The sequence below is a fragment of the Cricetibacter osteomyelitidis genome (assembly GCF_004340985.1).
Classification (GTDB): Bacteria; Pseudomonadota; Gammaproteobacteria; order Enterobacterales; family Pasteurellaceae; genus Cricetibacter; species Cricetibacter osteomyelitidis.
In genome coordinates, this window is record NZ_SLYB01000036.1 from 1 (window position 1) to 24,668 (window position 24,668).

At 42.9% G+C, this 24,668-nt stretch carries 19 protein-coding genes and 5 tRNA genes; 21 read left to right on the forward strand and 3 right to left on the reverse strand.

Annotated features, from left to right (window positions below; translation table 11 throughout):
* Window positions 1–179 precede the first annotated feature (179 nt).
* Window positions 180–1,286 carry a DUF1176 domain-containing protein gene (locus tag EDC44_RS11625; protein ID WP_131979137.1) on the reverse strand — a complete coding sequence of 369 codons (1,107 nt, stop codon included), beginning with the start codon at window positions 1,284–1,286 and terminating at the stop codon, window positions 180–182.
* A 176-nt stretch (window positions 1,287–1,462) separates the two neighbouring features.
* On the opposite strand from EDC44_RS11625, the gene upp reads away from it, so the two are divergent.
* The 6 genes from upp to gltS all read left to right on the forward strand — a co-directional run bounded on the left by upp (window position 1,463) and on the right by gltS (window position 6,784).
* Entirely contained in the window at window positions 1,463–2,089 is a 627-nt protein-coding gene (upp, locus tag EDC44_RS11630; RefSeq protein WP_131979140.1) for a uracil phosphoribosyltransferase, read from the forward strand.
* Window positions 2,090–2,099: 10 nt separating this feature from the next.
* A complete protein-coding gene (locus EDC44_RS11635; RefSeq protein ID WP_131979143.1) occupies window positions 2,100–3,329 on the forward strand; it encodes a nucleobase:cation symporter-2 family protein in 1,230 nt (409 codons plus the stop codon).
* A gap of 40 nt (window positions 3,330–3,369) precedes the next feature.
* Window positions 3,370–4,062, forward strand: a complete 693-nt coding sequence (hda, locus tag EDC44_RS11640) for a DnaA regulatory inactivator Hda (protein ID WP_131979146.1) — start codon at window positions 3,370–3,372, stop codon at window positions 4,060–4,062.
* Between the two features lie 82 nt (window positions 4,063–4,144).
* On the forward strand, window positions 4,145–4,993 hold the full coding sequence (locus EDC44_RS11645) for a virulence factor BrkB family protein (RefSeq protein WP_131979149.1): 849 nt from the start codon (window positions 4,145–4,147) through the stop codon (window positions 4,991–4,993).
* Between the two features lie 38 nt (window positions 4,994–5,031).
* Entirely contained in the window at window positions 5,032–5,466 is a 435-nt protein-coding gene (gene dtd / locus EDC44_RS11650; protein WP_131979152.1) for a D-aminoacyl-tRNA deacylase, read from the forward strand.
* Between the two features lie 100 nt (window positions 5,467–5,566).
* Window positions 5,567–6,784 carry a sodium/glutamate symporter gene (gltS, locus tag EDC44_RS11655; RefSeq protein ID WP_131979155.1) on the forward strand — a complete coding sequence of 406 codons (1,218 nt, stop codon included), beginning with the start codon at window positions 5,567–5,569 and terminating at the stop codon, window positions 6,782–6,784.
* A gap of 104 nt (window positions 6,785–6,888) precedes the next feature.
* On the opposite strand, the gene EDC44_RS11660 is transcribed toward gltS, so the two are convergent.
* Together EDC44_RS11660 and coaA are read right to left on the reverse strand one after the other, a co-directional pair.
* Window positions 6,889–7,779: a helix-turn-helix domain-containing protein gene (locus tag EDC44_RS11660; protein ID WP_131979158.1), complete on the reverse strand. Its 891-nt coding sequence runs from the start codon at window positions 7,777–7,779 to the stop codon at window positions 6,889–6,891.
* Between the two features lie 74 nt (window positions 7,780–7,853).
* Window positions 7,854–8,816, reverse strand: coding sequence for a type I pantothenate kinase (coaA, locus tag EDC44_RS11665; protein ID WP_131979161.1), 963 nt, complete (start codon window positions 8,814–8,816; stop codon window positions 7,854–7,856).
* 181 nt (window positions 8,817–8,997) lie between these two features.
* On the opposite strand from coaA, the gene EDC44_RS11670 reads away from it, so the two are divergent.
* The 15 genes from EDC44_RS11670 to EDC44_RS11740 all read left to right on the forward strand — a co-directional run bounded on the left by EDC44_RS11670 (window position 8,998) and on the right by EDC44_RS11740 (window position 24,598).
* Window positions 8,998–9,073, forward strand: a tRNA-Thr gene (locus EDC44_RS11670).
* A 27-nt stretch (window positions 9,074–9,100) separates the two neighbouring features.
* Window positions 9,101–9,176: transfer RNA gene (locus EDC44_RS11675), tRNA-Thr, on the forward strand.
* Between the two features lie 23 nt (window positions 9,177–9,199).
* Window positions 9,200–9,284, forward strand: a tRNA-Tyr gene (locus EDC44_RS11680).
* Between the two features lie 40 nt (window positions 9,285–9,324).
* Window positions 9,325–9,399: transfer RNA gene (locus EDC44_RS11685), tRNA-Gly, on the forward strand.
* A 4-nt stretch (window positions 9,400–9,403) separates the two neighbouring features.
* Window positions 9,404–9,479 (forward strand) — tRNA-Thr (locus EDC44_RS11690).
* A gap of 105 nt (window positions 9,480–9,584) precedes the next feature.
* Entirely contained in the window at window positions 9,585–10,769 is a 1,185-nt protein-coding gene (gene tuf / locus EDC44_RS11695) for an elongation factor Tu (protein ID WP_131974558.1), read from the forward strand.
* A gap of 174 nt (window positions 10,770–10,943) precedes the next feature.
* Window positions 10,944–11,372, forward strand: coding sequence for a preprotein translocase subunit SecE (gene secE / locus EDC44_RS11700; RefSeq protein ID WP_131979164.1), 429 nt, complete (start codon window positions 10,944–10,946; stop codon window positions 11,370–11,372).
* Between the two features lies 1 nt (window position 11,373).
* Window positions 11,374–11,925, forward strand: coding sequence for a transcription termination/antitermination protein NusG (gene nusG, locus EDC44_RS11705; protein WP_131979167.1), 552 nt, complete (start codon window positions 11,374–11,376; stop codon window positions 11,923–11,925).
* Between the two features lie 142 nt (window positions 11,926–12,067).
* On the forward strand, window positions 12,068–12,496 hold the full coding sequence (gene rplK / locus EDC44_RS11710; RefSeq protein WP_131979170.1) for a 50S ribosomal protein L11: 429 nt from the start codon (window positions 12,068–12,070) through the stop codon (window positions 12,494–12,496).
* Window positions 12,497–12,499: 3 nt separating this feature from the next.
* The gene (rplA, locus tag EDC44_RS11715; RefSeq protein WP_131979173.1) at window positions 12,500–13,183 is read left to right on the forward strand and encodes a 50S ribosomal protein L1; all 684 of its coding nucleotides are present in this window, start codon (window positions 12,500–12,502) and stop codon (window positions 13,181–13,183) included.
* 303 nt (window positions 13,184–13,486) lie between these two features.
* Window positions 13,487–13,978 carry a 50S ribosomal protein L10 gene (rplJ, locus tag EDC44_RS11720; protein ID WP_131979176.1) on the forward strand — a complete coding sequence of 164 codons (492 nt, stop codon included), beginning with the start codon at window positions 13,487–13,489 and terminating at the stop codon, window positions 13,976–13,978.
* 51 nt (window positions 13,979–14,029) lie between these two features.
* Complete coding sequence (gene rplL / locus EDC44_RS11725) at window positions 14,030–14,395, forward strand: 50S ribosomal protein L7/L12 (protein ID WP_131979179.1); 366 nt, start codon at window positions 14,030–14,032, stop codon at window positions 14,393–14,395.
* A 256-nt stretch (window positions 14,396–14,651) separates the two neighbouring features.
* Window positions 14,652–18,680, forward strand: coding sequence for a DNA-directed RNA polymerase subunit beta (rpoB, locus tag EDC44_RS11730; protein WP_131979182.1), 4,029 nt, complete (start codon window positions 14,652–14,654; stop codon window positions 18,678–18,680).
* 124 nt (window positions 18,681–18,804) lie between these two features.
* Window positions 18,805–23,055, forward strand: a complete 4,251-nt coding sequence (rpoC, locus tag EDC44_RS11735; RefSeq protein WP_131979185.1) for a DNA-directed RNA polymerase subunit beta' — start codon at window positions 18,805–18,807, stop codon at window positions 23,053–23,055.
* A gap of 112 nt (window positions 23,056–23,167) precedes the next feature.
* A complete protein-coding gene (locus tag EDC44_RS11740) occupies window positions 23,168–24,598 on the forward strand; it encodes an IS1182 family transposase (RefSeq protein ID WP_131979188.1) in 1,431 nt (476 codons plus the stop codon).
* The last annotated feature ends 70 nt before the right edge of the window (window positions 24,599–24,668 follow it).

Below are 24,668 nucleotides of genomic sequence, written 5' to 3' on the forward strand. Positions count from 1 at the left end.
AACGAGTTGTTCGAGACTTATCATCTCGAGTTCATATTGTGGAGAGACGGTATTTTTGAGCATAGACATTTCCTTTTTCGATATGCCTATTAGATCAAACCTCTAGATGGATGTCTAGAGGTTTGTCAGCGGTCTGAATAACCCTGAATATGATAATATTCAGGGTTATTTTTTATAGCTTATTTAGCTGGTATCATTTCTGCCACATATTCCGGCAGATGCCAAGCACCACCCGGATAACCGCGGCAGAGACCGCTTGTCCAATCCGTGGTTTTTTCAAATGTTTTACCGTTCCATTGGGCGGTGGTGCCAACCCAGCAATCACCAATACCACGCCCTTTATTTTGAGCACTTAATTCACCGTTTTGATAAGTTTGATAGCCGATATAACCATAGTAATCATCGGTTTGAATGGTTTGTACCAGTTTGCTGAGATCTTTATTCAGCACTGCAAAAAAACTACCGCCGTTATAAGCAGCCGTCCAACAGCTTGTGGAAACCAAATTGAGCTCGTGATTTAGCGGAGTGATTTCAAAATCCAACATGCCGTATTCATTATCATCATCCAGACTTATCCAATCGCTGCATTGGCTGCTGTGAGCATCTTTAATTAACTGGCGGATTTGGTTATAGCGCTCTGTACCGCTTTTAATCACAAAGGATTTTTCACTGCTCACCGGTGCGGCTTTTACTTGCGGTTTGACCTGCGGAGCTAATACTGCGGAACGATCATTGCCGGGGCGGATAAGTGCGGTCGGTTTTCCCACTCTTTTTTGAAATTCATCCATTTTCAACAGCACTGCGGTCGAACCGGCATCTGAAATAGCCCAATTGAAATTACCTAAGCGATAACGCAAATCAGTTTTGCCTTTTAAGCTGCTTATAATCGCTTTGCTTTGTTCTGCGGTTAACGCGACGCCTTGCCATAGTGTGAAATCCCCAACAGACGTAGCATTGGCTCCACTATTAGTAAATTTACCGATTTTTTGCCCATTTAACCAGAGTTCTGCTGTATCTGGCAAAGATCGTGACTTTGATTTTAGCGAATCAAACCAATCGATGTCCATTAATGCGGTTTTAATGTAGACTTTCGGTTCACTTTGTTCACCGGCTTCCCGTTCGATCATGATGGTGAAATATTCCTCCGAAGCACCATAGCCTACGGCTCGACACGTGCCAGTGTTATCACACACAAGCTGCCAATCTTTATGTTCAAAGTTTATGCTTGGGATCGCATAAAGTGGAGTAGTCATTGAAATGAGAAGTACGGTCAATATTTTATGCATACTTTGTTCCTTTTATTAGATGAATTATGAATGATTATAATATGTTATTTTTAGGAAAATTGAATTATTGTGGTAAGGATGGATATGATTTTATCACAATAAATATCCTACCCATTTTTCTTGTTTTGGTTTAAAATTCGTTGAATTTTTATAAATAAAACAAAAAGGTGATCAAAATGAAAGTTGTGGAAATTAAACACCCATTGGTGAAACATAAATTAGGGTTAATGCGCGCAGCGGATGTCAGTACCAAAGCATTTCGCGAATTGGCAACGGAAGTGGGGAGTTTGTTGACCTATGAAGCGACGGCAGATTTAGAAACGGAAAAAGTGATTATTGACGGCTGGTGCGGTCAAGTGGAAGTGGATCAGATTAAAGGTAAAAAAGTGACTGTAGTACCGATTTTGCGTGCCGGTCTTGGTATGATGGACGGTGTGTTAGAACATGTTCCGAGTGCTCGAATCAGTGTTGTGGGGATGTATCGTGATGAGGAAACTCTTGAGCCGGTGCCGTACTTCCAAAAATTAGCCAGTGAAATTTCTGAGCGCTTGGCTATCGTGGTTGATCCGATGCTGGCAACCGGCGGTTCTATGATTGCAACCATTGATTTATTGAAATCCAAAGGTTGCCGGCACATTAAAGTCTTAGTGTTAGTGGCTGCGCCGGAAGGTTTGAAAGCATTAGAAGAAGCTCATCCGGATATTGAATTATATACTGCGTCTATTGATGATCATCTAAACGAACAGGGTTATATCATTCCGGGGTTGGGTGATGCAGGCGATAAAATTTTCGGTACGAAGTAGGGATTAAACTATGCAACCTGAAATAAAACAGAGTTCGGCAAAACAAGCCTTTGTAGGCCTACAAATGCTGTTTGTGGCATTCGGTGCGTTGGTGTTGGTACCGTTAATTACCGGGTTAGACAGCAATACGGCATTACTGACCGCCGGCGTGGGAACATTGTTATTCCAACTTTGTACCGGACGACAAGTACCGATTTTCTTGGCATCATCTTTCGCTTTTATTGCACCGATTCAATACGGTGTAGCCACTTGGGGCATATCCGTCACCATGGGGGGCTTGGTGTTTACCGGCTTGGTGTATTTCGCCTTGAGTGCCTTAGTAAAAGTGCGTGGTGCGGCGGCATTGGAACGCATTTTCCCGCCTGTGGTTGTGGGCCCTGTGATCATTATTATCGGTATGGGGTTGGCACCGGTGGCGGTCGATATGGCGTTGGGCAAAAACAGTGCTTATGCTTATAATGATGCCGTGTTGGTGTCAATGGTCACCTTATTAACAACGCTTGGAGTGGCGGTATTTGCCAAAGGTATGATGAAGCTAATTCCGATCATGTTCGGAATTGTGGTGGGCTATGTGCTTTGTTTATTCTTAGGTTTAATTAATTTCCAACCTGTTTTGGATGCATCTTGGTTCAGTATGCCGAAACTCACCACACCGGAATTTAAATTGGAAGCGATTTTATACTTATTGCCAATTGCCATTGCTCCGGCAGTGGAACACGTGGGCGGTATTATGGCGATCAGCTCGGTAACCGGCAAGGATTTCTTAAAAAAACCGGGATTGCACCGCACTTTATTAGGTGACGGTATCGCTACATCCGCGGCTTCTTTAATGGGCGGTCCGCCAAATACCACTTATGCGGAAGTAACCGGTGCGGTAATGCTGACCCGTAATTTTAATCCGAATATTATGACTTGGGCCGCGGTATGGGCGATAGCCATTTCTTTCTGCGGCAAAGTAGGGGCATTCTTGGCAACGATTCCGACTATTGTGATGGGAGGCATTATGATGTTAGTGTTCGGCTCAATTGCAGTGGTGGGAATGAGTACGTTGATCCGCGGTAAAGTGGATGTGACGGAAGCACGCAATTTATGTATTATCTCCGTGGTGATGACTTTTGGTATCGGCGGAATGTTTGTGAATTTCGGCGAAGTATCCCTAAAAGGCATTAGTTTATGTGCGGTGGTAGCGATTATTCTTAACTTAATTCTGCCGAAAGCCAAAAATGAGCCGTTAGAGTAATTGATTGGATGGGCACTTGTTGCCCACCCTTATAAAATGGATGCAACAACTTCTCTTACCCATTCATCAAATTGATGATGAAACACTGACCAATTTCTATGGCGACAATAATTTGTTGTTGCTCAATTCGCTACGCCAGAATTTCACACAGTTACAACAACCTTTTTTCTATATTTGGGGCGGACAGAGTAGCGGTAAAACGCATTTGCTGAAAGCGGTTACCAATGAATTTCTACGCCGACAACGCACGGCTATTTATGTGCCTTTGGATAAATCCCAATATTTTTCTCCTGAAGTGCTGGATAATTTAGAGCAGCAAGAAGCCGTGTGTTTGGATGATTTAGAACAAGTAATCAGCAAACCGGAATGGGAATTGGCAATCTTTGATTTGATTAACCGTATACGCGAGACCGGCAACACACTCTTGTTAGTGAGTGCTGCACAGCCACCGAATAGCCTAACTATACAATTGCCGGATTTGCGTTCTCGTTTAAACTGGGGAGAAATCTATCAGCTTGAATCCTTAACGGACGAACAGAAAATGAGTGTATTACAACAAAACGCTCATCAACGGGGGATCGAACTGCCCTTAGAAACCGCAAATTTTTTGTTTAAACGCTTAGATCGCGATATGCACACTTTGTTTGCAGCCTTAGAACAGTTGGATCACGCATCTTTGCAGGCTCAACGCAAACTGACGATTCCCTTTGTAAAAGAGACCCTGAATTTATGACCGACTTTTTATGCCCCTGCCACTCTAAACTCAGCTGTCAACATTGTTGCGGGCTTTATTTAACAGAATAAAAGGAAAGAAAATGAATACAGCAATGCTTTTTTTGCGTACTTTTTGGCATCGTTTTAATCAAAATAAACTCACCCAAGCCGCAGGTTATCTCACGTATAGCACAATGCTGGCTATTGTACCGTTGATTATGGTGGTGTTTTCCGTGTTTGCCGCGTTCCCGGTGTTCAGTGATGTGACTGTGCAAATCAAACAGTTTATTTTCACTAATTTCGCTCCCTCTGCCAGCGATACCGTTGGGCAGTATATTGACGAATTCGTGAATAATACCAAACAGATGAGTGCAGTAGGGATTGTGAGTTTGGTCGTAGTGGCTTTAATGCTGATCAATTCTATTGACCGAACCTTAAATAATATTTGGGCGGAAACCCGTCCGCGTTCTATTGTATTTTCGTTTGCCATTTATTGGACGATTCTAACTCTCGGACCGCTTTTTATCGGTGCCAGCACCGCTGTAAGCACCTATATCCACACATTTACAACAACGCTAACCAATGATTTCAGCCTGCCTTTCGGTTTGGAAATTTTACGCATTATACCGTTTTTGCTGACTTGGCTTTCTTTCACGTTGATTTATCAGCTTGTGCCGAATACTAAAGTAAATATCAAACATGCTGCTGTCGGGGCATTAGTCGCTGCCGTTTTCTTTACCTTAGGTAAACAGGCGTTTGGTTGGTATATTGTGACGTTTCCGTCTTATCAATTAATTTACGGGGCGATGGCAACCTTGCCGATTATGCTGTTATGGTTGCAACTGAGTTGGATTTTCATTTTATTAGGGGCTCAGCTGGCGGCGGTAATTAAAGAAGTGCGGTTGATTCAACAAGAGAATTTAACGGCATTGGAACAAACTGCAGAGTAGGCGGCAGAATTGACAGTATCAAAACAAAAGGAAATAAAATGATTGCATTAATTCAGCGGGTGGCACAAGCCAATGTGAAAGTAGCTGATCAAATTGTTGGCGAAATCGGGGCGGGATTGTTGGTTTTATTAGGTGTTGAAAAAGAAGATAATCCACAAAAAGCCGACCGTTTGGTGGAAAAAGTGTTGAATTATCGCATATTTAGCGATGAAAACGGCAAAATGAATTTAAACGTGCAACAGGCAGGCGGTTCGGTGTTAGTAGTGTCGCAATTTACCTTAGCCGCTGAAACCAATAAAGGCTTGCGACCAAGCTTTTCCAATGGCGGATCACCGGAATTAGCTGAACAAATGTATGAGTATTTTGCTCAAAAATGCGGTGAAAAAGTGCCTTATGCAACAGGACGATTTGCGGCGGATATGCAGGTTAGTTTAGTAAATGACGGGCCGGTAACCTTCTGGCTACAGGTTTAATAGGTGGAATCTTTCATCATTTTTTGTTAAATTACACCGCTCTTAATTTTCCAACAGGAAAATTTGTGATTAAAAATATAAATAAGAGAGGTTATAAATTTTGAATTTTGTTTTTGATACTTATGAAACAGTCGCATTAGCCAGCTTAGTTTTGTTGTTGGGTTATTTTTTAGTAAAACGGGTTACATTTCTCAGTCATTATAATATCCCCGAACCGGTTATCGGTGGGTTTATTGTTGCCATCAGCTTAACCGCAGTGCATCATTTTTGGGGAATCAGTTTCAGATTTGATACGGATTTACAACGCACGATGATGCTCGTGTTTTTCTCATCAATCGGTTTAAGTGCCAATTTTTCCCGCTTAATTAAAGGCGGCAAACCGTTGGTTATTTTCCTATGTGTTGCAGCATTATTTATTTTCTGCCAAAACACATTGGGTGTGGCGGCCGCATTAGCTTTTGATTTAGATCCCGCTTATGGTTTGATTGCAGGCTCAGTCACCTTAACCGGTGGACACGGAACCGGTGTGGGTTGGGCTGAAACCTTGACCAATCGTTTTGGTATTCCCGGTGCATTGGAACTTGCAATGGCTTGTGCCACTTTCGGTTTGGTCTTCGGCGGTGTTATCGGCGGACCTGTGGCTAGTTTCTTGTTGAATCGAATGCATAAACAAGAAGTGCCGGAAGATGAAAATGTGGATGATGTGGAAGAAGTTTTTGAAAAACCAATTTATCGCCGCAAAGTCAACACCCGTACCATTATTGAAACCATCACCATGTTGTCAATCTGCTTGTTTGTCGGTCAGCATCTTGACTTAATGACAAAAGGCACCGCATTGCAGCTGCCTACCTTTGTGTGGTGTTTATTCACTGGTGTGATTATCCGTAATGCTTTAGCACATATTTTTAAATTTAAAGTTGCCGATGAAGCTATTGATGTGTTGGGAACAGTGGGTTTGTCGCTATTTTTAGCTATCGCATTGATGTCGCTACAATTATGGGAATTGGCCGATTTAGCCTTGCCGATATTTGCGATTTTAATTTTACAAGTTGCATTAATGGCGGTGTTTGCCATATTTGTCACTTATCGGGTCATGGGTAAAGATTATGACGCAGTGGTACTGAGTGCCGGTCATTGCGGCTTCGGCTTAGGGGCAACGCCTACCGCGGTTGCCAATATGCAGGCTATCACATCTCATTTCGGTCCATCGCATAAAGCGTTCTTAATTGTACCGATGGTGGGGGCATTTTTTATTGATATTATTAATGCCAGCCTGTTAAAAGTATTTTTAGAAATTGTGACTTTCTTACACACTTAAATTTACCAAAAAGAGACCGCACTTTTGCCTGAAAGTGCGGTGTATTTTGGGGATATTTCATAAATCCTTGCGGAAAAATCTCAAACGCTTTTGCTTTCAGTTTTTTATAGCATTGATCGAAATTGGCTCGGAGATACACCATAGCGTTCTTTAAAGACTTGGCTGAAATGAGATTCGGATTTATAACCGACCGCCAGTGAAACCAATAACACAGATTTATTGCTTTGGCGTAATAACATTTCGGCTTTCTGCATCCGCACATCTGTTAAAAAACCACCGGGCGGCAAACCGGTTTTTTGTTTAAATAAACGAATAAAATTTGCACGAGACATAGCACATTTTGCCGCCAGATTTTCCATATTCCATTCAAATTCCGGTTGTTGCAAAATCCCATTCACGGCATGCCGCAGGCGTTTGTCTTGTAAAGCGGCGATAATACCTTCGTGAATTTGATGATGTTGTACATAATCCCGCACCAAATAACCGAATAATACGTTGCATAAAGCATCAACGATACTTTTACCTGAAGGCTGCGAACTGGTTTCATTTTGTAATAATTGCAATAATGCGTTGATTTGCGGATTTTCTTTGCCGTGCAAATGCAAACAATCGGGCAAATTGAGCAATTCTCGGATGTAAGGCGAATAATGTACATAGCCGCAAAACATCTCGAAATCATAAGAGCTTAGATGATTGCTACGTAAACAAAAAATACCTTGCTGATGGTTGGTTATCACCGTTTCGGCATTATGCTGAGCGTTATTGGCGATATGGTGCGGAATGCCTTGTGATAGAAAGAATACATCGCCGGCGGTTAAATGATAATGCCGATTATTGAGTGACACGTCACATTCCCCTTGCGAAATAATATGAAAGATTCCGACGGCATTGCTGTCTTGTGTATGATGCACCTGCCAATTTCCTTCGAATCGGCAAAGCACATTAATTTCCCCTTGTACTTGGGCGAGTTGAATCAGTCGATCTAAATAATCCATGGTCAAATTTCGCGATTATCATTAATAACGATACTATATCGCAAAATTACTAATAAACCAGTCTGATCTTAAAATTATTTTCTTAAGCGGATTTGGCGAACATGATGATCTTCTCCTTTGGTTAGGATCAGATTGGCTCGTTCTCGCGTCGGCAGAATGTTTTGTTTCAGATTTAATCCGTTAATATCGTCCCAAATTTTACTTGCGGTATCAATGGCTTCTTGTTCCGACAAGGCAGCGTAGTGTTTAAAATAAGAATTCGGATCGCTGAATGCACTGCGGCGAAATTTTAAGAAACGTCGGATATACCAAGTTTTTAATAGGGCTTCATCGGCATCCACATAAACCGAAAAATCCACAAAATCGGAAACAAAATGTTTACCCGCTTTACCGCTCTGTAATACGTTTAACCCTTCCAAAATCAAAATATCGGGGCGATCGATGGTTTCATATTCGTCGGGAATGATGTCATAAATTAAGTGGGAGTAAATTGGTGCGGTAACATTGGGTTTGCCGGATTTTATATCCGCCAGAAATTGCACCAAACGAGCGGTATCATAAGACACCGGGAAGCCTTTTTTCTCCAATAAATTATCCGCTTTCAGCTTGCTGAGAGGATAAAGAAAGCCGTCGGTGGTAATCAGATCGACTTTACGGACATGAGGCCAGTTGGAGAGCAAGGTTTGCAGAATACGGGCAGAAGTACTTTTTCCTACTGCCACACTGCCGGCAATACTGATAATATAAGGCACTTTAGGTGGAGTAACGCCTAAAAAGCGATGTAATACGGTTTGGCGACGCAGGTTTTCTTCAATGTAATAATTAATTAAACGGGTGAGCGGTAAATAAATCATGCTCACTTCATCTAAAGAAAGCTCTTCATTAAAACCCAACAAGGGTTTTAAATCCTGTTCGGTGAGTTGTAACGGCACGGATTTACGCAATTCCGCCCATTGTTGGCGATCAAAAGTTAAAAACGGGCTAAGTGCCGAAAAATCATTTGAAGTCACGAATTTTACCACATTGATGTCGTTCATTAAAATTATCGCCAAATATACCGCACTTTTTCTTAAGTGAGGATAAATTTATGTATAAAAAATGAAAATTATGCAAAAACAGCTTGAATATTAATCGAATAATAAAAAAAAAACATTTTTTTCAAAAAAACACTTGTCAGACATAAAAAAATCCCTATAATACGCCTCACTTGTTTAGGACGCCGACTTAGCTCAGTAGGTAGAGCAACTGACTTGTAATCAGTAGGTCATCAGTTCGATTCCGATAGTCGGCACCATATCCTAAAGAAGATATCTTTAGCGGAGCCGACTTAGCTCAGTAGGTAGAGCAACTGACTTGTAATCAGTAGGTCATCAGTTCGATTCCGATAGTCGGCACCATTCCGACATTAAAGATAGGATTTGGAGGGATTCCCGAGCGGCCAAAGGGAGCAGACTGTAAATCTGCCGGCTCAGCCTTCGAAGGTTCGAATCCTTCTCCCTCCACCATTTCTTATTTAAATTGAATGGGACAGATGAATTTAGAGACGCGGGCATCGTATAATGGCTATTACCTTAGCCTTCCAAGCTAATGACGCGGGTTCGATTCCCGCTGCCCGCTCCAATACGCTGATATAGCTCAGTCGGTAGAGCGCATCCTTGGTAAGGATGAGGTCGGCAGTTCGATTCTGCCTATCAGCACCACTCTTAAATACTTCCAATCCTCTTTCAGTTGAACAAAGTTTATTTAATAATTGGTTAATGTGGTAACGTACCATCGATAACCGTGTTTGTTTAGAGGGACTCCCAATGTCTAAAGAAAAATTTGAACGTACAAAACCGCACGTTAACGTGGGTACAATCGGCCACGTTGACCACGGTAAAACAACTTTAACCGCAGCAATCACTACAGTGTTATCTAAACACTACGGCGGTGCGGCACGCGCATTCGACCAAATCGATAACGCACCTGAAGAAAAAGCACGCGGTATCACCATCAACACTTCACACGTTGAATATGATACGCCGACTCGTCACTACGCACACGTTGACTGCCCGGGACACGCGGACTATGTTAAAAACATGATCACAGGTGCGGCACAAATGGACGGAGCTATCTTAGTAGTAGCGGCAACAGACGGTCCAATGCCACAAACTCGTGAACACATCCTTTTAGGTCGCCAGGTAGGTGTTCCTTACATCATCGTATTCTTAAACAAATGCGACATGGTAGATGACGAGGAATTATTGGAATTAGTTGAAATGGAAGTACGTGAACTTCTATCTCAATACGATTTCCCTGGTGACGATACACCAATCGTGCGCGGTTCAGCATTAAAAGCGTTAGAAGGTGATGCAGCCTGGGAAGAAAAAATCCTTGAATTGGCAGGTCACTTAGATTCTTACATCCCGGAACCTGAACGTGCAATCGACCAACCGTTCTTATTACCAATCGAAGACGTGTTCTCAATCTCCGGTCGCGGTACCGTGGTAACAGGTCGTGTTGAGCGCGGTATCATCCGTACGGGTGATGAAGTTGAAATCGTCGGTATCAAAGATACGGCGAAAACGACTGTAACAGGTGTTGAAATGTTCCGTAAATTGCTTGACGAAGGTCGTGCGGGTGAGAATATCGGTGCATTATTACGTGGAACCAAACGTGAAGAAATCGAACGTGGTCAAGTATTGGCGAAACCGGGTTCAATCACGCCACACACCGACTTTGAATCAGAAGTTTATGTGTTATCAAAAGAAGAAGGCGGTCGTCATACTCCATTCTTCAAAGGCTACCGTCCACAGTTCTATTTCCGTACAACGGACGTAACCGGTACAATCGAATTACCGGAAGGCGTAGAAATGGTAATGCCGGGGGATAACATCAAAATGACAGTAAGCCTAATCCACCCAATCGCGATGGACCAAGGTTTACGTTTTGCAATCCGTGAAGGCGGTCGTACAGTAGGTGCGGGCGTTGTGGCGAAAATCATTAAATAATAGTTTTTATCAGTTATTGATAAACAAAAAGAGCGGTCAGTTTTGGCCGCTTTTTTGTTTGAGCAGAGAAAAGAAGGAAAATCATATAATTTTATTATGAAAAGCCTAAATAAAATGCTACAATCTTGCGTTCAGAAAAATAACACCTATTTTTAATGATTTGATGGGTCAATTATGAGTTTAGAGATCGAAAAAAATAAAAAAAGCCAAATTGTCGCTCAAGCACAGGATGGTGAAGCAAAAAAATCAAAAGGCTTAAATATCTTTCTATGGTTATTGGTCGCCGTAATCATCATTGCCGCAGCTGTCGGTAATATTGAATTGGCAGATCAGTATTCAACACCAATCCGTGTTGCAGGAATTGCCGTATTGATAGTGATTGCTCTCGCCATTGCGGCAATGACTAATCAAGGTAAAAAAGCACTTAATTTCTTCAGTGAATCAAAAACCGAATTAAAACGCATTACTTGGCCGGTACGTCAAGAAGCAATGCAAACTACCTTTATAGTTATCGGAGTAGTGGTAGTTACTTCATTGATTTTATGGGGATTTGATTCAATCATTCTATCTATTCTTACGTTCTTAACAGATTTGAGATTCTAATATGACAGATTCAGCAGCTAAAAAACGTTGGTATGTATTACAAGCCTTTTCCGGCTTTGAAAATCGTGTAGCAACGCTATTACGTGAATACATTAAAGTCAACCAAATGGAAGAATATTTTGGTGAAGTTTTAGTACCGGTAGAAGAAGTCGTCGAAAATGTCGCAGGTAAGCGCCGTAAAAGCGAACGTAAATTTTTCCCAGGTTATGTATTGGTTCAAATGGAAATGAATGACTACACTTGGCAGCTGGTGCGCAGTGTACCGAATACCATGGGCTTTATTGGCGGTACTCCGGATAAACCGGCTCCAATCAGTAATCGTGAAGCGGAATTGATTTTAAATCGTTTAGAACAAAACAGCGATAAACCGAAACCGAAAACAACTTTCCAACCGGGCGAAGAAGTTCGTGTTACCGAAGGGCCGTTTGCTGACTTTAACGGTACGGTGGAAGAGGTGGATTATGAAAAATCCCGCATTAAGGTTTCAGTTTCTATTTTCGGTCGTGCAACGCCGGTTGAGCTGGAATTCAGTCAAGTAGAGAAAGCAAATTAATTCGCATTTTGTGGAATATAAAGTGCGGTAGATTTTTCAAGTTTTTCGCTTGAAATGCTAGCGGGTTTTATATAAAATACCCGTTCTTTAACAACAGGGGAGCAAGCTTGCTTGCGTTATCACCCATTCAGAGGAAACTAAAATGGCAAAAAAAGTACAAGCCTATGTTAAGTTGCAAGTCGCAGCTGGTATGGCTAACCCGTCACCACCGGTCGGACCTGCATTAGGTCAACAAGGTGTAAATATCATGGAATTCTGTAAGGCATTCAACGCTCGTACCGAGAGCTTAGAGAAAGGTTTACCGATTCCTGTTGTGATCACAGTTTATGCTGACCGTTCATTCACATTTATTACTAAAACTCCTCCGGCAGCCGTATTATTGAAAAAAGCTGCAGGTATCAAGTCTGGTTCAGGTAAACCAAACAAAGATAAAGTGGGTAAAGTAACTCGTGCACAAGTTCGTGAAATCGCTGAAACTAAAGCAGCTGATATGACTGGTGCTTCTATTGAAACTAAGATGAAATCTATTGAAGGTACTGCACGTTCAATGGGCTTAGTAGTGGAGGACTAATCAATGGCTAAATTAACTAAACGTATGAAAGCGATTAAAGCCGGCGTAGATTCAACAAAAGCTTACGAAATCAATGAAGCAATCGCATTATTAAAACAATTCGCAACGGCTAAATTTGTAGAAAGCGTTGACGTGGCAGTGAACTTAGGTATTGATGCTCGTAAATCTGACCAAAATGTGCGCGGAGCAACTGTGTTACCACACGGTACAGGTCGTACAGTACGCGTTGCGGTATTTACTTCAAATGTTGAAGCGGCTAAAGAAGCCGGTGCAGATTTAGTCGGTATGGAAGATCTTGCTGAGCAAGTGAAAAAAGGTGAAATGGACTTTGACGTTGTTATTGCCTCTCCGGATGCAATGCGTGTTGTAGGTCAATTAGGTCAAATCTTAGGTCCGCGTGGCTTAATGCCAAACCCGAAAGTGGGTACTGTAACACCTAACGTAGCGGAAGCAATCAAAAATGCTAAATCCGGTCAGGTTCGTTACCGTAACGACAAAAATGGTATTATCCATACCACTATCGGTAAAGCAGATTTCTCTCCGGAACAATTAAAAGAGAATTTACAGGCTTTATTGGCCGCTTTAAACAAAGCAAAACCAACTTCTGCTAAAGGCGTTTATATCAAGAAAGTTAGCATCTCTACCACGATGGGTGCAGGTGTTGCAGTTGATCAAAGCAGCTTATAATTAGCTCGAACTATTTACAAAGGCGTAGAATATGTTTATAATTTACGCCTTTCTTTTAGACTAGGTTGTTTTTTGGTCTAAAATCTGGTTGGTGCTTGACCTATTTCAAGCCCCGTCCAAGACCGCAAGGGGAGTTTAATTGTACGATTTTTATAAAAGTGCGGTTAAATTTGCTTAATTATCTTGCGTAGATGGTGAACAGAGTACGAAATTTTCTGCTTCTGGACACCGAAAGTCGTCCTAGTCTTTATTGCTAGGTTGTTTAATTCCGAGAAATCGGAGTGTATTCAGGAGCTAAAACCAATGGCATTAAATCTTCAAGACAAACAAGCGATTGTTGCTGAAGTAAATGAAGCAGCCAAAGGTGCCCTTTCTGCAGTAATCGCGGATTCCCGTGGTGTAACTGTGGACAAAATGACTGAATTACGTAAATCAGCTCGCGAAGCTGGTGTAACTATGCGTGTTGTGCGTAATACTTTATTACGTCGTGCAGTAGAAGGCACCGAATTCGAATGCTTGAAAGATGCGTTTGTAGGTCCGACACTTATCGCGTTTTCAAATGAACACCCGGGTGCAGCAGCACGTTTGTTCAGTGAATTTGCAAAAACAAACGATAAGTTTGAAGTTAAAGGTGCAGCCTTTGAAGGTAAATTGCAAGATATTCAATTCTTAGCAACATTGCCGACTTACGAAGAAGCGATTGCACGTTTAATGGGCACAATGAAAGAAGCAGCGGCGGGCAAACTTGTTCGTACGATTGCGGCTTTACGCGACAAATTACAAGAAGCAGCTTAATCAAGCGTTTCTTAACTCATTTAACTTTATTTACTTTAGGAATAGATTATTATGTCTTTAACTAACGAACAATTAATTGAAGCGATTGCTTCTAAATCAGTATCAGAAATCGTTGAATTAATCGCAGCGATGGAAGAAAAATTCGGCGTTTCAGCAGCAGTAGCAGCGGCAGCTCCGGCAGCAGCGGCAGCGGCAGTTGAAGAAAAAACAGAATTCGACGTAGTTCTTGCAGCAGCAGGTGCTAACAAAGTTGCAGTAATCAAAGCTGTACGTGGTGCAACAGGTTTAGGCTTAAAAGAAGCCAAAGATTTAGTTGAATCTGCACCGGCAGTATTGAAAGAAGGCATCGCTAAAGCTGAAGCGGAAGCGTTGAAAAAAGAATTAGAAGAAGCGGGTGCACAAGTAGAAATCAAATAATTTTTGATTATCTATTTAGCCTGACTTCGTCAGCAAATGGCTGGTGGTTTACCATCAGCCATTTTGTACTATCCGAGCAGAGACAAATTCCCGTTTAGTTGTTTTTGTTCTTTCTCAAGTAAAATCAATTATTTGAGTTCTACCCACTCAGAAGTAAGGTTCAGAGTGCGGTCATTTAACAAACGGTATCAATGCGTTGCCACACCAGTATTATGTGTGTGCAGTAAAACCACTGAACAGCAAGCAGAGGAACCCCATGGTTTACTCCTATACCGAGAAAAAACGTATTCGTAAAGACTTCGGCAAACGTCCGCAAGTATTAAATGTACCCTATTTATTAACTATTCAATTGGATTCTTTTGATAAATTTATTCAACAGGATCCTGAAGGTCAGCAAGGTTTAGAAGCTGCATTCCGTTCGGTATTTCCGATTACCAGCAACAACGGTAGTACTGAATTACAATATGTGAGCTACAAATTAGGCGAGCCGGTATTTGACGTGCGTGAATGTCAAATTCGCGGTACCACTTTTGCTGCCCCGTTACGCGTAAAATTACGCCTTGTCAGCTATGACAGAGATGCCGCACCAGGCACTATTAAAGATATTAAAGAACAAGATGTGTACATGGGGGAAATCCCATTAATGACGGAAAACGGTACTTTCGTGATCAACGGTACCGAACGTGTTATCGTATCACAATTACACCGTAGTCCGGGCGTATTCTTTGATAGCGACAAAGGTAAAACTCACTCATCCGGTAAAGTGCTTTATAACGCACGTATTATTCCTTATCGCGGTTCTTGGTTGGATTTTGAATTCGATCCGAAAGATAACTTATTTGCCCGTATCGACCGTCGTCGTAAATTGCCGGCAACCATTATCTTACGCGCTTTAGGTTATACCACCGAAGAAATTTTGGCACTATTCTTTAATAAAGTCGTTTTTGAAATTGATAATAATAAACTATTAATGACTTTAGTACCGGAACGTTTACGTGGCGAAACCGCGACTTTTGATATTGAAGCTAACGGCAAAGTATATGTTGAACGCGGCCGTCGTATTACTGTGCGTCATATCAAAGCGTTAGAAAAAGATAATATCACGCAAGTGGTGGTTCCAACCGAATATATCGTAGGCAAAGTTGCGGCGAAAGATTATGTGGATCTTGAAACTGGTGAAGTGATTTGTCCGGCGAATATGGAAATTTCTTTGGAAATATTGGCGAAATTAGCTCAAGCAGGTTATAACACCATTGAGACATTATTTACCAACGATCTTGACCAAGGTTCTTATATTTCCGAAACTTTACGTGTAGATCCGTCTAATGATCGTTTAAGTGCATTAGTGGAAATCTACCGTATGATGCGTCCGGGCGAGCCACCGACAAAAGAAGCGGCAGAGTCTTTATTTGATAATTTATTCTTCTCAAATGATCGTTATGATTTATCTGCGGTAGGTCGTATGAAATTCAACCGCTCTTTAGGTCTGGAAGAATCTGTCGGCAGCGGAATTTTAAGTAATGAAGACATCATCAATGTGATGCGTAAACTCATTGATATCCGTAACGGTCGCGGTGAAGTGGACGACATCGACCACTTAGGCAACCGTCGTATCCGTTCTGTTGGTGAAATGGCAGAAAACCAATTCCGCATTGGTTTGGTGCGTGTAGAAAGAGCGGTAAAAGAACGCCTTTCTTTAGGTGATTTGGATTCTGTGACACCACAAGATTTGATCAATGCGAAACCGATTTCAGCGGCAGTGCGTGAGTTCTTTGGTTCATCACAATTATCGCAATTTATGGATCAGAATAACCCGCTTTCAGAAGTAACACACAAACGTCGTATTTCTGCATTAGGTCCGGGCGGTTTGACCCGTGAACGTGCGGGCTTTGAAGTACGTGACGTACACACCACTCACTATGGTCGTGTGTGTCCGATCGAAACTCCTGAAGGTCCGAACATCGGTTTGATCAACTCCTTGTCTGTGTACGCTCGTACCAATAATTACGGCTTCTTAGAAACGCCGTATCGTAAAGTAGTTGACGGTCAGGTGACCGAAGAGATCGAGTATTTATCTGCTATTGAAGAAGGTAAATACATTATCGCACAGGCGAACTCAAACTTAGATGAAAACTTCCGTTTTACCGATACTTATGTTACTGCGCGCGGCGAACACGGTGAAGCCGGTTTATACCGTCCGGAAGAAATTCACTATATGGACGTTTCCACTCAACAAGTGGTGTCCGTGGCGGCGGCGTTAATTCCATTCCTAGAACACGACGATGCGAACCGTGCCTTAATGGGTGCGAACATGCAACGTCAAGCCGTGCCGACTTTACGTTCCGATAAACCGTTAGTGGGTACCGGTATGGAAAAACCGATTGCACTGGATTCCGGTGTGGCGGTTGTAGCTAAACGCGGCGGTATCATTCAATACGTGGATTCATCCCGTATTGTAGTGAAAGTTAACGAAGATGAAACCGTACCGGGTGAAGCAGGTATTGACATTTATAACTTAATTAAATATACCCGTTCTAACCAAAATACCTGTATCAACCAAATTCCTTGCGTATCTTTGGGCGAGCCGATTAAACGTGGCGAAGTAATGGCGGATGGTCCGTCAACCGATTTAGGTGAATTGGCGTTAGGTCAGAATATCCGTGTGGCATTTATGCCGTGGAACGGTTATAACTTCGAAGACTCAATGTTAGTGTCAGAGCGCGTGGTTCAACAAGACCGTTTCACTACCATTCACATTCAAGAATTATCTTGTGTAGCACGTGATACTAAATTGGGTGCGGAAGAAATCACTGCAGATATTCCGAACGTGGGTGAAGCGGCATTAAGCAAGCTGGACGAATCCGGTATCGTGTATATCGGTGCGGAAGTGAAAGGCGGCGATATTCTTGTGGGTAAAGTGACACCAAAAGGTGAAACACAATTAACTCCGGAAGAAAAATTATTGCGAGCCATCTTCGGTGAAAAAGCATCTGATGTAAAAGATTCATCATTACGTGTACCTAACAGTGTGTCCGGTACGGTTATCGACGTTCAAGTATTTACCCGTGATGGTGTAGAGAAAGACAAACGTGCACTTGAAATCGAAGAAATGCAATTAAAACAAGCGAAAAAAGACTTGGTAGAAGAGCTTGAAATTTTAGAAGCAGGTTTATTCTCCCGTGTTCGCGACTTGTTGATTGCAGGCGGTTTAGAGGCACAAAACTTAGATAAATTAGACCGCACTAAATGGTTAGAGCAAACTCTAAGCGATGAAGCGAAACAAAACCAATTAGAACAGTTGGCCGAACAATACGAAGAATTGCGTAAAGAGTTTGAACACAAACTTGAAGTGAAACGCAGCAAGATCATCCAAGGTGATGATTTGGCACCGGGCGTACTGAAAGTGGTTAAAGTATACTTGGCTGTGAAACGTCACATTCAACCGGGTGATAAAATGGCGGGTCGTCACGGTAACAAAGGGGTTATCTCAAAAATTAACCCTGTGGAAGACATGCCGTATGATGAAAACGGCCAACCGGTAGAAATCGTATTGAACCCGCTGGGCGTACCGTCTCGTATGAACATCGGTCAGATCTTAGAAACCCACTTAGGTTTGGCGGCGAAAGGTATTGGTGATCAAATCAACGTAATGCTCAAACAAAAACAAGAAGTTGAGAAATTACGCGGCTATATCCAAAAAGCCTACGATTTGGGCGGCGGTTCACAAAAAGTGGATCTCAGCACCTTCACTGATGAAGAAGTAATGCGTTTGGCACAGAACTTACGTAAAGGTTTACCGTTGGCAACACCGGTATTTGACGGTGCTCACGAACAAGAAATCAAAGATTTACTTGCTCTTGGCGGCTTACCGACATCGGGTCAAATTACTCTGTATGACGGTCGTACCGGTGAGAAATTCGAGCGTCCGGTAACCGTAGGTTATATGTATATGCTCAAATTGAACCATTTAGTTGACGACAAAATGCACGCTCGTTCAACCGGTTCTTATAGTCTTGTTACACAGCAACCATTGGGTGGTAAAGCACAATTCGGTGGTCAACGTTTCGGTGAGATGGAAGTCTGGGCACTTGAGGCTTATGGTGCGGCTTACACCTTACAAGAAATGTTAACCGTGAAATCCGATGACGTGAACGGCCGTACGAAGATGTATAAAAACATCGTTGGCGGCACCCACGAAATGGAAGCCGGTATGCCGGAATCCTTCAATGTGGTGACCAAAGAAATCCGTTCTCTTGGCTTGAACATTGAATTGGAAGAAGCATAGAAAAACCGTAGGATGGGTACTTGTTGCCCACTACTAAAAATTCGCTCAAGTGCGGTCAAATTTTTAAAAATTTCTGAAATTCGCACCGCACTTGAATAAGTTTAACTCCGACAGGAGCAAATCTGTGAAAGACTTAGTTAAGTTTTTAAAAGCACAATCAAAAACGGCTGAAGATTTTGATGTGATTAAAATCGGTTTAGCATCACCGGATATGATCCGTTCTTGGTCATTCGGTGAAGTTAAAAAACCTGAAACCATTAACTACCGTACATTCAAGCCTGAACGTGACGGTCTTTTCTGTGCCCGTATTTTCGGCCCGGTGAAAGACTACGAATGTTTATGCGGTAAATACAAACGCTTAAAACACCGTGGTGTGATTTGTGAAAAATGTGGTGTTGAAGTGACTCAAACCAAAGTACGTCGTGAGCGTATGGGACATATCGAATTGGCGTCACCGGTTGCACACATTTGGTTCTTAAAATCATTACCATCCCGTATCGGTTTATTATTAGATATGCCGTTACGCGATATCGAACGTGTGCTTTATTTTGAAAGCTACATCGTGATCGAGCCCGGTATGACTGATCTGGAAAAAGGTCAATTATTAACAGAAGAACAATTCATCGAAGCGGAAGACCGTTGGGCAGATGAATTCGACGCGAAAATGGGGGCGGAAGCCATCCAAGCCTTGTTGCGCGATATGGATTTAGAGCATCAATGCGAAACCTTACGCGAAGAATTGCAAGAAACCAATTCCGAAACCAAGCGTAAGAAAATTACTAAACGTTTGAAATTATTGGAAGCTTTCATTCAATCCGGTAACAAACCGGAATGGATGGTATTAACCGTATTACCTGTGCTACCACCGGATTTACGTCCGTTAGTACCGCTTGACGGCGGTCGTTTTGCAACCTCTGATTTGAATGATTTATATCGTCGAGTAATCAACCGTAACAATCGTTTAAAACGTTTATTGGACTTAATCGCACCGGATATCATCGTGCGTAACGAAAAACGCATGTTACAGGAATCTGTGGATGCGTTATTAGATAACGGTCGTCGCGGTCGTGCAATCACCGGTTCTAACAAACGTCCATTAAAATCTTTGGCAGATATGATCAAAGGTAAACAGGGTCGTTTCCGTCAAAACTTATTGGGTAAACGTGTTGACTATTCAGGCCGTTCCGTTATTACCGTAGGTCCTTATCTGCATTTGCATCAATGCGGCTTACCGAAAAAAATGGCGTTGGAATTATTCCGTCCGTTTATTTATGCAAAATTAGAAAGCCGCGGCTTCGCTTCGACTATTAAAGCAGCAAAGAAAATGGTTGAGCGTGAAGACGCTATTGTATGGGATATCTTGGCAGATGTAATTCGCGAGCACCCGATTCTATTGAACCGTGCACCAACCTTGCACCGTTTGGGTATTCAGGCGTTTGAACCGATTTTGATCGAAGGTAAAGCGATTCAGTTACACCCATTAGTGTGTGCGGCGTTTAACGCAGACTTCGATGGCGACCAAATGGCGGTACACGTACCATTGACTTTGGAAGCCCAATTAGAAGCACGTGCGTTGATGATGTCCACCAACAACATCTTATCACCGGCGAACGGTGAGCCGATTATTGTGCCGTCACAAGACGTGGTATTGGGTCTTTACTATATGACCCGTGAAAAAGTGAACGGTAAAGGCGAAGGCATGTTGTTGCAAGACCCGCGCGAAGCGGAAAAAGCGTATCGTACCGGTCAGGCAGAATTACATTCCCGTGTGAAAGTGCGTATTACCGAATATCACAAAGATGAAAACGGTGAATGGGTAGGTGAAACTAAATTAACGGATACCACTATTGGGCGTTCAATCTTATGGATGATTGCACCAAAAGGTATGCCGTTCAGTTTGTTCAACCAAACTTTAGGCAAAAAAGCGATTTCTAAATTGATCAACGAAAGCTATCGTCGTTTGGGTATGAAACCAAGCGTGATGTTCGCTGACCAAATTATGTACACCGGTTTTGCTTATGCGGCACGTTCAGGCTCATCAGTCGGTATCGACGATATGGTGATCCCGGAACAGAAATACAGCATTATCGAAGCCGCAGAAGCAGAAGTTGCGGAAATTCAAGAGCAATTCCAATCCGGTCTTGTTACCGCGGGCGAACGCTATAACAAAGTGATCGATATTTGGGCGGCAGCTAACGAACGTGTAGCGAAAGCGATGATGGAAAACCTTTCCTCGGAAGAAGTCATCAACCGTGAAGGGAACCCTGAAAAACAAGCTTCATTCAACAGCATCTTTATGATGGCGGATTCCGGTGCACGTGGTTCTGCCGCACAGATTCGTCAGTTAGCAGGTATGCGTGGTTTGATGGCACGTCCGGACGGTTCGATCATCGAAACTCCGATTACTGCGAACTTCCGTGAAGGTTTGAACGTATTACAATACTTTATTTCAACCCACGGTGCACGTAAAGGTTTGGCGGATACTGCGTTAAAAACAGCGAACTCCGGTTACTTAACCCGTCGTTTGGTTGATGTGGCACAAGATTTAGTAATCATTGAAGATGACTGTGGTACGCACGAAGGTATCGTGATGACACCGCTTATCGAAGGTGGTGATGTTAAAGAAGCATTGCGTGATCGCGTATTAGGTCGTGTTGCAGCTGAAGACATCTTAAAACCGGGTACAAACGAAGTATTAATTCCGCGTAACACATTATTAGATGAAAAATTGTGTGATGTGATTGATGCAAACTCTGTGGATAGCATTAAAGTACGTTCCGTTGTAACCTGTAACACAGACTTCGGTGTGTGTGCGAAATGTTACGGTCGTGATTTGGCTCGCGGTCACTTGATTAACCAAGGTGAAGCCGTGGGTGTTATTGCGGCACAATCAATCGGTGAACCGGGTACACAGTTAACCATGCGTACGTTCCACATCGGTGGTGCGGCATCTGCGGCAGCGAAAGAGTCCAGTATCCAAGTGAAAAATACCGGTACGATTCGTTTGAGCGGCGTGAAATCCGTAACTAATAACGAAGGTAAATTGGTATTAACTTCCCGTAACACCGAATTGACCATTATCGACGCTTTCGGTCGTACGAAAGAGCACTATAAAGTGCCTTACGGTGCAATCTTGAATAAAGGCGAAGGTCAAGAAGTGACGACCGGTGAAGTGGTCGCTAACTGGGATCCGCATACCATGCCGGTTATTTCTGAAGTATCAGGTTTTGTAAAATTTGTGGATATTGTGGACGGTTTAACCGTAACCCGTCAAACCGATGACTTAACCGGTTTATCATCGATTGTAGTACAAGATGTGGGTGAACGTGCGACCGCAGGTAAAGATTTACGTCCGGCATTGAAATTAGTGGATGCCAAAGGTAATGATATCTTAATCCCAGGTACTGACATTGCAGCCACTTACTTCTTACCAGGTAAAGCCATTGTGACTTTAGACGATGGTGCAGAAGTCTCACTGGGTGATGCATTAGCACGTATTCCACAAGAGTCGGTGGGGACGAAAGATATTACTGGTGGTCTTCCGCGCGTAGCAGACTTATTTGAAGCGCGTAAACCGAAAGAGCCTGCAATTTTGGCAGAAATCTCCGGTATCGTGTCCTTCGGTAAAGAAACCAAAGGTAAACGCCGCTTGTTAATCACTCCGGCGGAAGGCGAAGCCTACGAAGAAATGATTCCGAAATGGCGTCAATTAAACGTATTTGAAGGTGAGATGGTAGAACGCGGTGACTTGATCTCCGACGGTGCTGAAACACCGCACGATATTTTACGTTTACGCGGCGTACATGCAGTAACTGATTACATCGTGAACGAAGTGCAAGAAGTTTACCGCTTACAAGGGGTAAAAATTAATGATAAGCACATCGAAGTGATCGTTCGTCAAATGTTGCGTAAAGGTATCGTCACTAAAGCTTATGACAGCGAATTCCTTGAAGGGGAACAAGTTGAAGTGGCACGTGTAAAAATCGTTAACCGTCAACGCGAAGCCGAAGGCAAACCGCCGGTGGAATTTGAACGTGAATTGCTTGGTATTACCAAAGCATCATTGGCAACCGAGTCATTCATCTCGGCGGCATCCTTCCAAGAAACCACTCGCGTGTTAACCGAAGCGGCAGTGGCAGGTAAACGTGACGAATTACGCGGCTTAAAAGAAAACGTTATCGTTGGTCGTTTAATTCCGGCAGGTACCGGTTTCGCCTATCACCAAAACCGCATCAAAACTCGTGTAGAGGGCGTTGCACCGGTATTGGTTAGCGATGAAGAAGTGGAAGAATTTATGGCGGAAAACAGCCCGTCTGTAATTGAAGATGCGACAGCAAGTTTAGCTGAAATGCTCAATATGGCAGATGACGAATAAATTCGCTAATGAATCAAAGCCCTAGCGTATGCTAGGGCTCAGACCGCTGACAAACCTCTAGACATATATCTAGAGGTTTGATCTAATAGGCATATCGAAAAAGGAAATGTCTATGCTCAAAAATACCGTCTCTCCACAATATGAACTCGAGATGATAAGTCTCGAACAACTCGTTCCCAAAGACCATCTTGTCCGCAAAGTGGCTAAAGCCATTGATTTTGAGTTTATCCGCGATGAAGTCGCCCATCTGTATTGCCACGATAACGGTCGCCCTGCCGTTGACCCTGTTCGCTTGTTCAAAATAATGCTACTCGGCTATCTTTTCGGCATTAAAAGTGAACGCCAATTAGTCAAAGAGATTGAAGTCAATGTCGCTTACCGTTGGTTTTTGGGGATGAACCTAACGGAAAAAGTGATTGATGCCAGCACCTTAAGCCAAAACCGTATTCGCCGTTTTAACGGCACGGATGTGTTTGAGCGTATTTTTACCCATATCGTTTGGCAGGCAATGGAAAAAGGCTTAGTGGGCGGAAAATATCTTTTCACCGACAGTACGCATTTGAAAGCCAATGCTAATAAGAACAAAAAGCATAATGAAAAGCGTGAAGTGCGTGTCAGTCAATACATTGAAATGCTCAACAAAGATGTGGCAAAAGTGCGGGAAGAAAAAGGAAAAAAGCCGTTAAAGGCGAGTGAAAGAGCCGTTGAAGTCAAAGACACCAAAGTCAGTAATACCGACCCTGAAAGCGGGTATATGCACCGAGATAACAAGCCCAAAGGCTTCTTCTATCTTGACCACCGTACAGTCGATGGGAAATTCGGGATTATTTTAGATACCTTTGCCACGGCAGGGAATGTCAATGACAGCCAACCCTATATCGCCCGCCTTGATGCCACCACAAAACGCTTTCAGTTCAAGCCCAAAGCCGTCGGGCTTGACGCAGGTTATTTTACCGCCCCCGTTACCGAAAGCCTTGCCCGCCGCAAGATTATCGGCGTATTTGGCTATCGTCGCCCAACCAAAGGCAAGAACGCCTTACGAAAAAGTGCGTTCAACTATGATGGCCAAACCGACAGCTACACCTGCTCTGCCGGACAATCGCTCGTCTACAGCACCACAACCCGAGAAGGTTATCACACCTACAAATCCAACCCCAAATACTGTCAAACGTGCCCGCTTAGCACGCAATGCACCCAAAACCAAAAAGCCGAACGGCTCATCACAAGGCATATCTATCAAGATGCGGTGGACAATGCCAACGCAGTGAGAGTATCGGAGCAAGGCAGAAACCTTTACAAACGCCGAGCGGAAACGGTAGAACGCAGCTTTGCCGACGCAAAACAACATCACGGACACCGTTATGCCCGTTATAGAGGGCTATCCAAAGTCCAAATGCAATGCTTCCTTGCAGCCGTGGCACAAAATATCAAGAAAATCGCCCTGGTGGTATGGGCTTTTTTGTATTGTTTATGGCTCAAATTATGCTCGTCTAGAGTATTTGCAAAAAAATCAGGGAAAATGACTGCTTGTGTGGTTATCTGAAAGGGAATATCAAGAGAAAGGTGAAAAAAGTAAAAAGATAAACCCACTTTTATCAAATTGCTTTGAAAAG